This is a genomic window from Chryseobacterium sp. CS2K3 (genome assembly GCF_059515185.1).
This window is the reverse complement of record NZ_JCAKRW010000011.1, coordinates 87,156-102,020: the sequence shown is the minus strand read 5'-3', so window position 1 is coordinate 102,020 and position 14,865 is coordinate 87,156. Positions and strand designations below refer to the sequence as shown.

Genomic DNA, 14,865 nt, shown 5'->3' with positions numbered 1-14,865 from the left:
AAATCAATCAATTTTCTAATATGTCGCAGCAAAGGGTCGTTTTGTTACTAGGAAGTAACCTTGGAGAGCAAAAAAAAAATATTGAGCTTGCTTTACAGAAAATAAGTGATGCCGGAAACGAAATTTCACAGATCAGCGAATTTTTAATGTCTGATCCTGTAGAGTTTGCCAGTTCTAATATTTTTTGTAATATTGCAGTAATAATATTAACGCATCTTTCACCAATTCAATTGCTTGATTGCATTAAAGATATTGAAATTGAAATGGGAAGAATTAATGATTCAAAAGTAACAGGTGGCTACACAGACAGAGTTATAGATATTGATATCATTAAATATAATGAATTAATTTTTAAATCAGAAAGATTAGAAATCCCTCATAAAAAACATCTTTTTGAAAGGGAATTTTCGAGAATATTATTAAAAGATTTTATTTAAAACATAAAACATATGAAATTAGGTTTATTTTTATTGGCTACAACCTTGCCAATGGCAGCTTTCGCTCAGAACAGCAGTACTACAGTAAACTCTTCTACTGAGTATCCTAATACATTCTCCTCAGGTTCCGCAAATGTACAGCCTTTTGACAATAAAGCCAGACGTTTCAGAGACTGGTCTATTTCTGTTGGAGGTGGTCCTGCATTTATGGTTCACTCGGATCTTAAATCTCTTCGTGGTGATAAGACCAATTGGGGGTACAATGCTTACGTAAGTGTAGATAAACAAATTTCTCACGCTTTCGGCTTAAGTTTAATGTATACAAGAGGAGAAACTAAACAGACGGGTCAATTACCTGGAGCTGCTGGTGTAACTGCCGGAGTAGCTACCGCAACAACTCAATTTGATCAGTTCTCTTTATTAGGAGATATCAACTTCTCTAACCTATTCAGAAGAATAGATAACCATTCTCCTTACAGATGGGCTTTCCATGGGTATATGGGTATTGGTGTGCAGGGATATAGAACATCATTACACGATAATGATGAGAACAGATGGAGCAACAATCCAAAAAGAGTTCCTTTATTCATCAAACAAGATATTGATATTAACTCAATCTTCTATCAGGGAGGTATCGGCTTGAAATATAATGTTTCAAAACTTATTGATGTTGAAGCAAGAACAATGTACATCATCAGTGGTGATGACGAGTTCGATGGTGGCGGATGGGCTGATCCTAATGATTATGAACCTTCTACTCCAGGATCAAAGTACAATATGCTTAACGCAAGAAGATCTGATAATGCTTGGACAGTAAGTTTAGGAGTTTCTTTCAAATTAGGAAAACAACTTTCTCACCTTGCTTGGCATGACCCACTTCAGGAAGCATATTACAGAACAAATGTTTTAGAAAATGCCACTACTGATCTGGTTGTTTGTGAAAAAGGAGATGCTGATAATGATGGAGTATGTGATGATTGGGACAGACAGCTTGATACTCCTGCTGGTGCAAGAGTAGACGGAGCCGGAGTTGCTTTAGATATGGACCTTGATGGAGTTATTGATCTTTATGATAAGTGTGTAACTGTTCCTGGACCTGTAGAAAACAATGGTTGCCCTATCAAATAATTAATAGTTGAAAACTGTTTTCAGAAAACAAAATCAAAAATAAATAATACACGATGAAATTAAGTTTAGCAATTGTTGCATTTGCTCTAGCAATCCCTGCTACCAGCTATGCACAAGACTCAACTGCAGCTACCAGCGGAGAATATCCTAATACCTTTTCTTCAGGTTCTGCAAATGTTTCTCCATTTACCAACCAGTCCAAAAGATTTAACGATTGGTCTATTTCAGTAGGTGCCGGTGTTCCACTGATGCAATCATCAGATTTGACATCTATTAAAAATGGTAATGGTAAAAATCTTTTCGGATATTCAGCTTATGTAAGTATTGATAAAGCGATAACGCATGCATTTGGGATTAATTTACAGTATGACAGAGGTGAAACCAGACAAGGATGGTTCAATACTAAGGATGCTGCACCTGATGCTACGGCTGTAGGAGCTAGAACTCAGTATGACGCGATTTCAATCTTGGGAGATGTTAACTTCTCTAATCTATTAAGAAGAGTTGACAACCATTCTACGTACAGATGGGCTCTTCACGGATATGCAGGTGTTGGTACTATTGCTTACAGAGCATACCAGAAAGATATCAAAGGACAAAGATTAATGACTGAAATCAAACCTTTCAAGTTAGGATCTATGTTTATGCAGGCTGGTGCCGGTTTTAAATTTAAAGTAAACAAAAGAATTGATCTTGAAGGTAGATTAATGTATGTGGTAACCGGTGATGATGAATTTGATGGTGGCGGTGATGCATACAGCCAACTTAACAAACGTTCTGAGCAGGTTTCCGACAACTTCTTCAATGCAACTTTAGGTCTTTCCTTAAAGCTTGGAAAACATGACTCTCACGTAATGTGGCATGATCCACTTCAGGAAATCTATTACAAACTTGATGTTTTAGCTAACAAAAATCAGGATATCGAAGTATGTAAGAAAGGAGATGCTGATAATGACGGAGTTTGCGATGATTGGGACAGACAACTTGATACTCCTGCTGGGGCAAGAGTAGATGGTGCCGGAGTTGCTCTTGATACAGATTTAGATGGTGTAATTGACCTTTACGACAAGTGTGTAACGGTTCCGGGACCTGTGGAAAACAACGGATGTCCTGTAAAAAAAGATAACAATCAAACTGCAGTAGAAGTAGAAAAAACACTTAAAGATATCTACTTCAATTTCAATAAAGCCACTATCAGACCTGAGTCTAATAGCAAACTTGATCTTGCAGCTTCCATCATCAAAGAAAACGGAGGTAATTATCTACTTACCGGACACACTGATATTAAAGGAAATGCAGCATACAACCTGAAACTTTCAAAAGAAAGAGCTGCTGCCGTAGTAGGAGCTTTAGAAACGAGAGGAATCAGTGAAAATGTACTGAAATCAAGAGGTGTAGGTTCTGCAGAAGCTACTATTCCTGCTTCAGCTTCAGATGCTGAGAGATTGGCAGACAGAAAAGTAACGGTAAAATTTGTAGAAAGTTCTGAGTGGGATTCTATTAAAAAGAAAGACTATGAAGATGCTCCTGTAAAAAAGCCCGTAAAAAAAGCAACCGCTAAGAAAAAGAAAAAGTAATTTCTTATTATAACACATCTAAACCGAAAAGAATTCTTCTTTTCGGTTTATTTTTTTTCTACTACGATTTTTTTTAACTACCTTTATATCATTTTCGGGGCAATAAGTACTGAATGAGCTACATACAGACACTATTATTCTGAAAAAAATTAACGAAAAATCACACTTCAACGTAAAAAATCATTTAAAATAACTTAACTTAAAAAAATAACACTATGAAATTAAGTTTAGCAATTGTTGCATTCGCGCTGGCTATCCCTACCGCTGGCTATGCACAAGACTCAACGGCAGTTTCAAACGGAACTTACCCTAATACGTTCTCTTCCGGGTCTGCCAATGTATCCCCATTTACCAACCAGTCTAAAAGATTTAATGACTGGTCGATTTCTGCTGGGGTTGGAGTTCCACTGATGCAATCAGCAGATTTAACCTCTATCAAGAATGGTAACGGTAAAAACCTTTTTGGTTACTCAGCTTATGTAAGTATTGATAAAGCGATCACCCATGCATTTGGGATCAATTTACAGTACGACAGGGGTGAAACCAGACAAGGATGGTTCAATACCAAAGATGCTGCACCTGATGCTACGGCTGTAGGAGCAAGAACCCAGTATGATGCGATCTCACTTTTAGGAGATGTTAACTTCTCTAATCTTTTGAGAAGAGTTGACAACCATTCTACGTACAGATGGGCTCTTCATGGATATGCAGGTATTGGTACAATTGCCTACAGAGCTTACCAGAAAGACATTAAGGGACAGAGGTTAATGACTGAAATTAAACCTTTCAAGTTAGGATCTATGTTTATGCAGGCTGGTGCCGGTTTGAAATTTAAAGTAAACAGAAGAATCGACATTGAAGGTAGATTAATGTATGTGGTAACTGGTGATGATGAATTTGATGGTGGTGGTGACGCATACAGTGCTATCAACAAACGTTCTGAACAGGTTTCAGACAACTTCTTCAACGCTACTTTAGGTCTTTCCTTAAAGCTTGGAAAACATGAATCTCACGTAATGTGGCATGATCCACTTCAGGAAATCTATTACAAACTTGATGTTTTGGCTAACAAAAATCAGGATATCGAAGTATGTAAGAAAGGAGATGCTGATAATGACGGAGTTTGCGACGATTGGGACAGACAACTTGATACTCCTGCAGGGGCAAGAGTAGATGGTGCCGGAGTTGCTCTTGATACAGACCTAGATGGTGTGATCGACCTTTACGACAAGTGTGTAACAGTTCCGGGACCTGTGGAAAACAACGGATGCCCGACTACAACTACAGGACCTGTAGTAGAAACAGAAACAAAATTGGAAGGAATTGAGTTTGATCTAAATTCAGACAGAATTTTACCATCAAATACTCCAATCTTAAACAATGCTGTAAATTATATCAACTCTTCAAACGGAGCCTATAACGTAATTGGTGCTACTGATACAAGAGGTACTGATGCTTATAACCAAAAGCTATCTCAAAGAAGAGCAAACAACGTTAAAAATTATCTAATTAAAAACGGTGTTCAATCTGGTAAACTAAACGCAGTAGGTAAAGGTGAAAAAGACCTTAAATACCCAGAGTGTGAGCCAGCAACTAAATGCCCTGAATGGAAAAACAGAGCAAACAGAAGAGTTTACTTCGAAGCTAAATAATAAGCCAATTATCTTATTATATAAAAGTCACGCATTGCGTGGCTTTTTTTGTCATAATACTTTCTTATTTTTACAGTATGATTTCGCCACAGGATTTTCAAAAGCTAAAATATGATACTCTTAAGTATTTCTGGGGTTATACCGACTTCAGAGATTCTCAGGAAGAAATTATCAATGCTGTTATCAATGAAAAAGATACTTTGGTACTTTTACCTACCGGTGCCGGAAAATCTCTTTGTTATCAGCTTCCCGCTTTATTGAAAGAAGGAACATGTCTTGTTATCTCTCCTCTTCTTGCATTAATGAAAGATCAGGTCAATCAGCTTAAATTCCGTGGAATAGAAGCAGAATACTTATCTTCAGAATTGGATGAGTATGATGCTGAAGCCATTTATAACCGCTGTAAGGAAGGGTTAACAAAGTTACTGTATATTTCACCTGAACGATTAACAAACATCCAGTTTCTGCAGAATATTGAGGAAATTGAATTATCATTCATCGCAGTAGACGAAGCACACTGTATTTCTGAATGGGGACAGGATTTCCGCCCGAGCTATCAGAATATTAAAAGTTTCAGAAGCAATAATCCTGAAATTCCCTGTCTTGCATTAACTGCTACAGCAACACCAAAAGTTCTGGAGGAGATCAAAAATAAGCTTGAACTAAGAAAACCTTTTGTCTTTCAGAAAAGTTTTAAAAGAGATAATATCAAAATCTTTACGGAAGAAGTTTCGGATAAATTTCAGCGTGTTCTTGATATCCTAAGGTATAATACAGATTCCGGAATTGTATACGTGAGAACCAGAAAAGAAGCTGAGCTGCTTGCTGAATTTCTGAAAAAGAATCAGCTTAAAAACGTAGATTATTTTCATGCAGGGCTAACCACAAAAGAAAAAAATACACGACAAAATGCCTGGAACAATAGTGACAATCATGTACTGATATCCACCAATGCTTTTGGTATGGGAATCGACAAAGATAATGTACGGTTTGTCCTTCATTACTCCCCTGCCGCTTCTCTAGAGAATTATTACCAGGAAATTGGTAGAGCAGGACGAGACGGAAAAGAAAGTTTTGCATTCATGCTTTGGAACCAACAGGAATTATTGAATTTCGATCAGGTTTTAAAAAATCAGACCCCTAATAAAGCTGAGTTTTTAAAGATCATCAGCTACCTCTACTCTATTTTTCAGGTAGCAGAGTTTGAATTGCCGGAAAAAGTCTTTCAATTGAATTCTGTCGGGATACAAAATTTCACAAGATTATCAAAAGCAAAGATCAATAACGTCCTGAATTTCCTTCACAATCAGGAAATTATTTACTACAATGATAATAAAAGCCTTTCTTCTCTGGAGTTATTTATCAAAGCTGACGAAATAGATCAGTTACCACAAAAAGATGCCTATTTTATAGAGCTTCTGCTTCGTACAATGTCAGGAATCACTACCCATAAAGTAATGTTTAGTGAACAACAGGTAAGCAATAAAATCGGAGTAGGTATTCCTCTTATTAAAGAACGATTAAAAGAACTTCAACAGAAAAATTACCTTGAATATATTGATGGAGCTTTATCCAGCATAAGATTTCTTAAGCCACGTGATGAAAGAGCTGTTAATAATTCCTATTGGAAACTTTTTGAGCATATTCAGCGAAATAAAATCCAGAAATGGGAAGAAATGAAATTTTACGCACAAGATAAAGATTACTGTAAAATGAAACTTATTCTTGCTTATTTTGGCGAAAAAAATTCAAAAAACTGTGGACAATGTTCTGTCTGTGAGAAAAACAAACAGTCGATTTTTGGGAAGAATATTTCTCAGCAGATCATCAATTTGCTGGCAAAAAAATCATCAACCATAGAAGAGCTTTCTGTACAATTGAGCTACCATTCTAAAGAAAGCATTTTGGAAAATCTTATCTTCCTTTTAGATTCCGGAAAAGTAAGAATGCTGAATTTCAGGACTTATGCATTGAATCATGAATAATGAGCAATATATAACAGATCATAACTTTACATCCTATTTCCCCGAATCACAACTCTGAACTTCACATATCAGCTACAAAAACTTATCTTTGTAGTATGAAATCATTGAAAGTCGTTTTTTTAGGTACTCCTGAGTTTGCAAAAACTTCTTTGGAGGCTATTCATCAATCTCATCACCAGGTAGTAGGGGTGGTAACCGTTGCTGATAAGGCAAGTGGACGTGGACAAAAAATCAATCAGTCTCCGGTAAAGATATATGCTTCAGAAAATAATCTTCCGGTTTTCCAGCCAGAAAAACTGAGAAATCCTGAGTTTTTAGAGGTGCTTAGAAAATTAGACGCTGATGTTTTTGTTGTGGTTGCTTTCAGAATGATGCCTAAAGTTCTTTTTGAAATGCCCAAAATGGGAACCTTCAATCTTCATGCTTCTTTACTTCCAGATTACCGAGGAGCTGCTCCTATCAACTATGCTGTAATTAACGGGGAAGAAATAACCGGGGTTACAACATTCTTTATCAATGAAAAAATAGATGAAGGAAATATTCTTCTTCAGGAAAAACTGGAAATCTTACAGGATGAAAATGCGGGAAGCCTTCACGACAGATTGATGGGACTTGGTTCAGAATTAGTAGTAAAAACATTGGATGGATTGGCTGAAAATGCCATCGAAGAAAAACCTCAGCCCCAAGTTGAACATCCTAAAAATGCTTATAAAATCTTTAAAGAAGATACCAAAATCAATTGGGATGCTGCATCAAAAACCGTTCATCAGTTTATCCTTGGAATGTCGCCTTATCCGGCTGCTTTCACTACTTTAAAAATAGAGAATGAAGAAAAAGGATTAAAGATATTCAATGGTAAATTTGAGCTTGCAGATCATGGATATTCTTCTTCTACACTGGAAATTTCAAAACATGAATTCAAAATCTATACGAAAGATGGTATTTATTATCCTCTGGAACTTCAATTAGAAGGTAAAAAGAGAATGATGGTGAAAGATTTTCTGAATGGTTTCCGCAACTTTGAGAATATCTCTTTAAAAGAAGATTAATACATCAACATATTTAATCCCAAGAGCTTTCAATACTTTTGGGATTTTTTATTCTTGAACTCCCTAGCTTTTCTTAGTAATTTTTCTACGGATTCTGCTGATGAACTCAGGGGTCACCCCTAAATAAGCGGCAATCTGAATATTACTAAGACGATGCGCAATCTGTGGATAATCCTGTAAAAATTCTGTATATCGTTCTTCTGAAAGTTTACTTAAGTTATCAATAATTCTGCGCTGTAAAGCTATAATCCATTTTTGAAACTTGACGCGCATCAGTCTTTCTATTTCTGGTATTTCTTTATAAATCTTTTCTTTGTCATCTCTTGCAATGAGAAGGATTTCACTGTCTTCAAGGGCTTGAATATTGAGCTTTGAAGGAATTTCATTAATAAAGCTGTCAATATCTGAAATCCACCAGTTTTCAATGCCGAAATAAACGATCTGCTCTGCACCGTTGTGATCAGTATGGAAGACTTTAAAGCATCCGCTCGTGACAAAGCCTTCAAATTCGCAGATATTTCCTTCCTTTAAAAGAAACTCTTTCTTTTTCAATTTCCTGTACTGAAAGGCATTACAATATTTTTCCAGCTTTTCATCCGAAATATCGATATATTCTCTAATGTGTTTTTTTAAAGACTCAGTCATAGTTTAAAAATAAAAAAAGGTTTAGAAAAATCCAAACCTTGTATTTGCTCTTTGCTTTATTTTATCTGTTCTGTTTTCTTTTTATAGCTAATGCAGTTAATTCACTTCCCATAGCATTTAAAAATAAAAAGCAACCACCGAAGTAAATACCAAGAAATAATAAGTACAAAAGAAACCCATTTAAATTGTTAATATAATCAGCAAAATAAGAAAACAATATAACTCCCAAAAACATCAGCCCAAGAATAAAAACAACATAGCTTTTAATAAAAATTTCTTGACTTTTATTAATACTAACATACAGTTTACCTTCCTCATCTTCTTTTAAAAAATTAGTAATCCTGTATAATTGTTTATCCGTTACATTACCACCCAGCCTATTTTTAAACTCTTGAATTTTCATCGCAAAGTTTACTGTTACATTCTTTCCTGTTACAAGTATTAGCTGACCTTCAATCACAAGATCTTTAAATGGCTCGGGAAGATCATGTTCTTTAATCATGGTAAACAGCTTATTATTATAATCTGTTTCTTTCTCTTTTTTATTGATAGACATTAAAAATAATTTGTCTAAAAAGTTCATTACCCATTGAAAAATCTCTTTTTTCATATTAATTAATTGTTAAATATTATTGCTATCTAATTTAAAATAAAAAAGAGTTTCTTATCAAAAACCACTATAATTCAACTAATTAAAACAAAACACACAATATTTTAAATAGGAAGCTTTTTATATTCAGATAATATTAATGAAATAAAAAAAATGACTTGAATTATTTCAAGTCATTTTTATCATAAAACTACAATAATGATTCACTTCAAAGTCGATTCACTATTGATCATTCTTTATATTATAGTTGTACCAGCTCAGTAACCTCTACATCATATCCTCCAACCTGAGGCTTGATATTAGGATTTTGAGTGATTACTTTAAACTTATTGATTCCTAAATTCTTTAAGATCTGCGTTCCGATTCCATAATCTCTATAGTTGTACGCTAAAGTAGGGTGTTGCTCCTGCCCGTCCTGATAATTCAGGAACTGCTGAAGTTTTCTTAATGTATTTTCAGAATTTGAAACATTATTGATGAAAATAATAGCACCTTTGCCAGCTTCGTTCACCATTCCGGTTACTTTTTCCAATAAAGGTTTTTCACCATTATTTAGTCTTGTCAATACATCAAAATATGAATCTGAAGACTGTACTCTTACTAAAACCGGTTCATCCACCGTCCATGCTCCTTTTGTCAATGCAAAATGGATCTGATCGTTAGAAGTCTCTCTGAAAGCATAAAAATCAAACTCACCGTAATGTGTTTTTACTTTTTTCTCTTCAAGTCTTTCTACAAGATTTCCTTTTTTAAGCTGATAGTGGATCAAATCTTCGATAGAAACGATCTTCATATCATGTTTCTGAGCAAAAGCATGAAGTTCCGGCAAACGGGACATTGTTCCGTCTTCGTTCATGATCTCACAAATAACACCACCTTCTTTTAATCCTGCTAAATGAGTAAGATCAATTGCTGCTTCCGTATGTCCTGCTCTTTTCAATACTCCACCTTTTCTTGCACGAAGCGGGAAAATGTGTCCAGGTCTCATGAAATCTGTAGGCTTGGATTTTTCATCCATCAAAGCTAAAATCGTTTTTGCTCTGTCTCCGGCAGAAATACCTGTAGAAGTTCCGTTTCCTAAAAGGTCAACCGATACTGTAAAAGCAGTTTCTTTAGGATCGCTGCTTCTGCTTACCATCACCTCAAGTCCTAGCTCATCACATCTTTTTTCTGGAAGCGGCATACAGATAAGCCCTCTTCCGTGAAGTGCCATAAAGTTGATAATTTCTGGTGTTGTAAGCTCTGCTGCGCAAAGAAAATCTCCTTCATTCTCTCTGTCTTCATCATCTACTACTATGATTATTTTCCCATTTCTAAGGTCTTCAATTGCCTCTGGAATAGTATTTAATTTAATATCAGACATTTTTACTTTTTATTTGTGCAAAGATACTCATAAAAATAAGCATCTGCCAATTAATATGACTGGTTTATTACGCTTCGGATAATGAGTTTGCAGCTTCTCTGAAAATCTCGTAAGACCTCAGCCTTTTCTGGTGATCGTAAATATGAGAATTGATCATCAGCTCATCTACATTGAATCTGTTCTGGAAATCTTTAAGTTTTTCCTGAATTTCTGCCTGATCTCCGATAAACGTATATCTCAGTTTCTGTAAAACCATTGATTTCTCCATAGGGGACCAGATTTCATCCATATCATCTACAGGAGGCGCAAAAGGTTTTCTGTCATTTCTTACAATATTGATGAACGCCTGGAATAATGTGGTGGAAATTTTATGCGCTTCTTCAGAGGTATCTGCTGCAACTCCATTGACGCAAGCAATAATATAAGGTTTGTCCAGATATTTTGAAGGTTCAAAATGTTCTCTGTAAATTTTAAAAGCCATTTCCATTTGTTCCGGAGCGAAATGCCCTGCAAAAGCGTACGGCAAACCAAGTTCAGCAGCAAGCCATGCGCTGTCTGTACTTGAGCCTAAGATATAAATCGGGACTTCCAAACCTTCTCCTGGAATAGCACGAACCATTGCATCGGAGTTTTCCTTGGAGAAATACCTTTGCAGTTCAAGGATCTGCCTTGGAAACTGTTCGTTTATAATGGCAGGATTTCGTCCTAATGCCTGAGCCGTCAGTCCGTCAGTTCCAGGTGCTCTACCAACCCCAAGATCAATTCTTCCCGGAAAAAGGGACTCTAATGTACCGAATTGTTCTGCAATAATCAGGGAGCTATGATTCGGAAGCATAATTCCTCCCGATCCTACTCTGATTTTTTTTGTCCCATTAGCAATGAATCCTATCAAAACTGATGTTGCAGAGCTGGCAATGCTTTCCATATTATGATGTTCAGCTAACCAAAATCGTTTATAATCTAAATTTTCAGTGTGATTGGCTAAAGATAAGCTATCCTGAAACGTATCATGAATGCTTTTTCCCTGCTTTACCGGAGCAAGGTCTAAAACAGAAATTTCAAAATTCTTCATATTGAATAAGTTTTCTAAAGGTGATATAGGATCTCCTTTTTTTAAATTGGATTTAAAACCATACAAATGTAAGACATCTGAACTTCATTAGTTACTTTTTGTAATTAATAGGATCTATGGTTGAGTTCAGGAAAAAACTATTGGATTTGAATTTTTTTGTTGTGATTTTGGTTATGTCTTTATTCATTAAAATTTCAATATCAATATATTTAGATTTTAACAAAAATAATTCAATATTAAGAGAAATATTATCTATATTCGTAATAACAATTTGAAAAAATCTTTATTATGAACAAAAAATCTTATGACTTGTCTTTTCAGAAATTATTGGCAAAAAGAACAATGTTTATGAGCATTATTGTTGTTGCAGCCCTTACATCCTGTAATAAAAACAGTGAAGAAATGGCAACAGAAGCTCAAACTACAGCAGCAAATATTGAAAACCTGAGAAAAGGTCAGCTTGGAGGTCAGGAAATCACTTACGAAAGAAAGAACGGACTGAATTTCTTTGAGGGTGATATGGTTCTTTCAGATCAACAATTGACAGAAAATGGCGCTTCTAACAGAGGTGGTGCTACCTATTCAAGATGGCCCAATCGTACCATTTACTATACTATTGCAAGCAATATGGGCTCTATTAATGTCAATAAAATCAACTCTGCGGTTAGTGAATACAATTCCAAGACAAACACCCGCTGGGTTCAGCGTACTAACCAGTCCAATTATGTAGAATTTATTTTCGGAAGCTCAAACGGATCTGATGGTTGGGCACATATCGGGTACCAGGAAGGAAAACAGACTATTTCTCTGGATCAATATATTTCTGTGGGTTCAGTGATTCATGAAATGGGACACACTGTGGGGCTTTATCATGAGCATTCCAGACAAGACAGAGATCAGTATCTAAGTATCCAATGGAATAATATTCAGGATGGACAGGGATATAATTTCAATAAGTACAGTTCCGGAACAGATATAGGTCCTTTTAATATTAATTCTGTGATGATGTACTGGTCAACGTCATATTCTAAAAACGGGCTACCTACTATTAAAAGAGCCGACAATACAAATTTTACTTATAACAGAACAGGCTTTACAACGGGAGATATTAATACAATTAATGCCATGTATCCTTAGTTTTAAGCTCAATATAAAAAAAGGAAAAGAACTTTATGAGTTCTTTTCCTTTTTATAGTTATAATGATTGATCAGAATTCTGATTTCATTGAATTCAAAATCGCTTGATAATGCATTCTTCCACTCAGTCAATGTCTCATGTGGATTTTTATAAAATTCTGTTTCAAATGCTTTGATCTTATCTGAAGTAATGACTCTTGAAATATCCAGCAATCCTTGTTCTGCAAATTTGGCAAGATGTCCGATTACGGTTTCTTTTACCAATCCTCTTTCCAGTGCAATTTCTCCAATGGTTTTTCCTTGCTCGAATAGCTGGAATGTCAGTACCTGTGATGGTACTTTAACAATCTTCATGCTGACTTCCTTATCATTTTTTTCATCCAGAAGCCTTGTTTCCAAAAGATGAATGTCCTTTAAATTATTCAGATACTCTTCGATATCTTCCAGCAAGCTTTTTACTTCTTCATTGTATTGTTTCAGTCCTTTTGCTCCTTTTATTTCAGCATAAAATTCTTTTAAAGGATCAAAAATTTTATTCCTGGTTTCAGTAAAAAAGAAATTTACAGCTCCTTTGGATTTAGTTTCAATCTCAGTCCATTCTTCTTTTTGTGCAATAAAATTATTGACTTTCTGGAAAATAACACGTTCCAGCTTTTCAAAGATTTTCCCAAGATTGGTTGCTTCATGTTTCAATTGAAGATAAAGCTGATTGGCTTTAACGTGATCTATATTTTTAGTGGTGATGGAAAGTTTATTCCATTCTTCTACCTCTTTTAAAAACCAGGTACAATCAACGGTACGAAGAACTTTTCTGATACTGTAATCGTATTTTTCCTGATTCAGGATGGCTTCTACATTATCATTGGCAACCGTATCACTATGGAAATGCAGAATTCTGTTATCTTTAAAAATAACTTCAGGTGTGATTTTAGATTTTAAAACTATTCCTTCCAGTGTTCTACAACGGGATAATGCCACATATACCTGTCCCGCAGTAAAGCTTTTCCCTGCATCAATGATCACTTTATCAAAGGTAAGCCCCTGACTTTTATGAATAGTAACAGCCCAGGCAAGTTTTATCGGAAACTGTTCAAAACTTCCTAAAACTTCTTCTTTAATTGTTTTATCGGTATCAAGGAAATATTTTTTCTGCTCCCAGGTTTCTCTTTTTACAGTGATTTCTCTCTCGCTTTCGTCCAGAACAACACGAATTTCATTTTCATCCAGCCCAATAATTTCTCCCAGCTTTCCGTTGAAATATTTCTTTTCTCCGGAAATATCATTTCTGATAAACATAATCTGAGCACCAATTTTCAATTCTAAAAACTGCTCATTCGGAAATTGATTTTCTTTAAAATCACCAACTAATTTTGCTTCGTAGGTTTGAGCATCAACTTTTATCTCTGTTAATTTCTCCTGGTTGATTTCATCCGCCATTTTATTGTGAGAGCACAGATAAACGTAAGATTCTTTCCCCATATCAAAATTAGGATCATATCTTTTATTAAGATGTTCAAAATCTATATTCGCTACATCACCATCACGGATTGCATTTAATATTTCCAGAAATTCCTGATCGGACTGCCTGTAGACTTTCGTCAATTCAATGGTAACAATCGGGATATCTTTAATTGCATGACTATCAAAGAAGAATGGTGAGTCATAATACATTTTCAGGATATGCTCATCCCTTACCACTGGTGGAAGCTGGAACAAATCTCCAATAAAAAGCATCTGCACACCTCCAAATCTCTGATTATTCCTTCTGATAAATCTCAAAGAAAAATCCATCATATCCAGAACATCAGCCCTTAGCATGGAAACCTCATCAATAATAATGATCTCTACCTCTCTTAAAAGCTTAAGTTTATCTTTTCTGTATTTGAAATGAGGCATCAGATCGGCAATATTATTTGCCAAACTGGTATCTATCCTTTCCGTTGTAGGCAAAAAGGTTCTCAATGGTAATCCGAACATGGAATGAATGGTTACCCCCCCCGCATTAATCGCTGCAATTCCTGTAGGAGCAATTACAATATGCTTTTTCTTTGTTCGTCTTACAAAATCGTTAAGAAATGTGGTTTTCCCTGTTCCTGCTTTACCGGTTAAGAAAACACTTCTGTTCGTGTACTCTATTAAGTCAAAAAAATGATTGTTCATCGTTGTCAAAAATACGGAAATGAATTTGAATTTCTTACCTTGGCATAAGT

Annotated in this window: 12 protein-coding genes; 7 read left to right on the top strand and 5 right to left on the bottom strand. The window is 35.4% G+C overall.

What is annotated here, in order from left to right; genetic code table 11:
• The first annotated feature begins 20 nt into the window (after positions 1-20).
• From folK to fmt, 6 genes are all read left to right on the top strand, one after another.
• Positions 21-437, top strand: coding sequence for a 2-amino-4-hydroxy-6-hydroxymethyldihydropteridine diphosphokinase (gene folK, locus AC5YGG_RS17695; protein WP_496145764.1), 417 nt, complete (start codon positions 21-23; stop codon positions 435-437).
• 12 nt (positions 438-449) lie between these two features.
• A complete protein-coding gene (locus AC5YGG_RS17690) occupies positions 450-1,565 on the top strand; it encodes an OmpA family protein (protein ID WP_496145763.1) in 1,116 nt (371 codons plus the stop codon).
• 53 nt (positions 1,566-1,618) lie between these two features.
• Positions 1,619-3,142 carry an OmpA family protein gene (locus tag AC5YGG_RS17685; protein WP_496145762.1) on the top strand — a complete coding sequence of 508 codons (1,524 nt, stop codon included), beginning with the start codon at positions 1,619-1,621 and terminating at the stop codon, positions 3,140-3,142.
• A 215-nt stretch (positions 3,143-3,357) separates the two neighbouring features.
• Positions 3,358-4,794 carry an OmpA family protein gene (locus AC5YGG_RS17680; protein ID WP_496145761.1) on the top strand — a complete coding sequence of 479 codons (1,437 nt, stop codon included), beginning with the start codon at positions 3,358-3,360 and terminating at the stop codon, positions 4,792-4,794.
• A 77-nt stretch (positions 4,795-4,871) separates the two neighbouring features.
• Positions 4,872-6,779, top strand: a complete 1,908-nt coding sequence (locus AC5YGG_RS17675) for a RecQ family ATP-dependent DNA helicase (RefSeq protein ID WP_496145760.1) — start codon at positions 4,872-4,874, stop codon at positions 6,777-6,779.
• A gap of 95 nt (positions 6,780-6,874) precedes the next feature.
• Positions 6,875-7,828, top strand: coding sequence for a methionyl-tRNA formyltransferase (gene fmt, locus AC5YGG_RS17670; protein WP_496145759.1), 954 nt, complete (start codon positions 6,875-6,877; stop codon positions 7,826-7,828).
• Positions 7,829-7,891: 63 nt separating this feature from the next.
• On the opposite strand, the gene AC5YGG_RS17665 is transcribed toward fmt, so the two are convergent.
• The 4 genes from AC5YGG_RS17665 to AC5YGG_RS17650 all read right to left on the bottom strand — a co-directional run bounded on the left by AC5YGG_RS17665 (position 7,892) and on the right by AC5YGG_RS17650 (position 11,518).
• Positions 7,892-8,473: a Crp/Fnr family transcriptional regulator gene (locus AC5YGG_RS17665; protein ID WP_496145758.1), complete on the bottom strand. Its 582-nt coding sequence runs from the start codon at positions 8,471-8,473 to the stop codon at positions 7,892-7,894.
• A gap of 61 nt (positions 8,474-8,534) precedes the next feature.
• Entirely contained in the window at positions 8,535-9,083 is a 549-nt protein-coding gene (locus AC5YGG_RS17660) for a hypothetical protein (RefSeq protein WP_496145757.1), read from the bottom strand.
• Positions 9,084-9,324: 241 nt separating this feature from the next.
• Positions 9,325-10,446, bottom strand: coding sequence for a 3,4-dihydroxy-2-butanone-4-phosphate synthase (gene ribB, locus AC5YGG_RS17655; RefSeq protein ID WP_065395058.1), 1,122 nt, complete (start codon positions 10,444-10,446; stop codon positions 9,325-9,327).
• 67 nt (positions 10,447-10,513) lie between these two features.
• The gene (locus AC5YGG_RS17650; protein WP_496145756.1) at positions 10,514-11,518 is read right to left on the bottom strand and encodes an LLM class flavin-dependent oxidoreductase; all 1,005 of its coding nucleotides are present in this window, start codon (positions 11,516-11,518) and stop codon (positions 10,514-10,516) included.
• Between the two features lie 288 nt (positions 11,519-11,806).
• Here AC5YGG_RS17650 and AC5YGG_RS17645 point away from each other — a divergent pair, with 288 nt between their 5' ends.
• The gene (locus tag AC5YGG_RS17645; protein WP_496145755.1) at positions 11,807-12,655 is read left to right on the top strand and encodes a M12 family metallopeptidase; all 849 of its coding nucleotides are present in this window, start codon (positions 11,807-11,809) and stop codon (positions 12,653-12,655) included.
• A gap of 33 nt (positions 12,656-12,688) precedes the next feature.
• Here the strand turns inward: AC5YGG_RS17645 and AC5YGG_RS17640 are convergent, their stop codons facing one another.
• Positions 12,689-14,815, bottom strand: coding sequence for a helix-turn-helix domain-containing protein (locus AC5YGG_RS17640; RefSeq protein WP_496145754.1), 2,127 nt, complete (start codon positions 14,813-14,815; stop codon positions 12,689-12,691).
• Between the last annotated feature and the right edge of the window lie 50 nt (positions 14,816-14,865).

Bases quoted from the DNA above. Each gene is read 5' to 3' on its own strand.
- AC5YGG_RS17680 (WP_496145761.1), top strand. From the start codon at position 3,358: ATGAAATTAAGTTTAGCAATTGTTGCATTCGCGCTGGCTATCCCTACC.
- AC5YGG_RS17685 (WP_496145762.1), top strand. From the start codon at position 1,619: ATGAAATTAAGTTTAGCAATTGTTGCATTTGCTCTAGCAATCCCTGCT.
- AC5YGG_RS17665 (WP_496145758.1), bottom strand. From the start codon at position 8,473: ATGACTGAGTCTTTAAAAAAACACATTAGAGAATATATCGATATTTCG.
- AC5YGG_RS17645 (WP_496145755.1), top strand. From the start codon at position 11,807: ATGAACAAAAAATCTTATGACTTGTCTTTTCAGAAATTATTGGCAAAA.
- AC5YGG_RS17675 (WP_496145760.1), top strand. From the start codon at position 4,872: ATGATTTCGCCACAGGATTTTCAAAAGCTAAAATATGATACTCTTAAG.
- fmt (WP_496145759.1), top strand. From the start codon at position 6,875: ATGAAATCATTGAAAGTCGTTTTTTTAGGTACTCCTGAGTTTGCAAAA.
- AC5YGG_RS17640 (WP_496145754.1), bottom strand. From the start codon at position 14,815: ATGAACAATCATTTTTTTGACTTAATAGAGTACACGAACAGAAGTGTT.
- AC5YGG_RS17660 (WP_496145757.1), bottom strand. From the start codon at position 9,083: ATGAAAAAAGAGATTTTTCAATGGGTAATGAACTTTTTAGACAAATTA.
- folK (WP_496145764.1), top strand. From the start codon at position 21: ATGTCGCAGCAAAGGGTCGTTTTGTTACTAGGAAGTAACCTTGGAGAG.
- AC5YGG_RS17650 (WP_496145756.1), bottom strand. From the start codon at position 11,518: ATGAAGAATTTTGAAATTTCTGTTTTAGACCTTGCTCCGGTAAAGCAG.
- AC5YGG_RS17690 (WP_496145763.1), top strand. From the start codon at position 450: ATGAAATTAGGTTTATTTTTATTGGCTACAACCTTGCCAATGGCAGCT.
- ribB (WP_065395058.1), bottom strand. From the start codon at position 10,446: ATGTCTGATATTAAATTAAATACTATTCCAGAGGCAATTGAAGACCTT.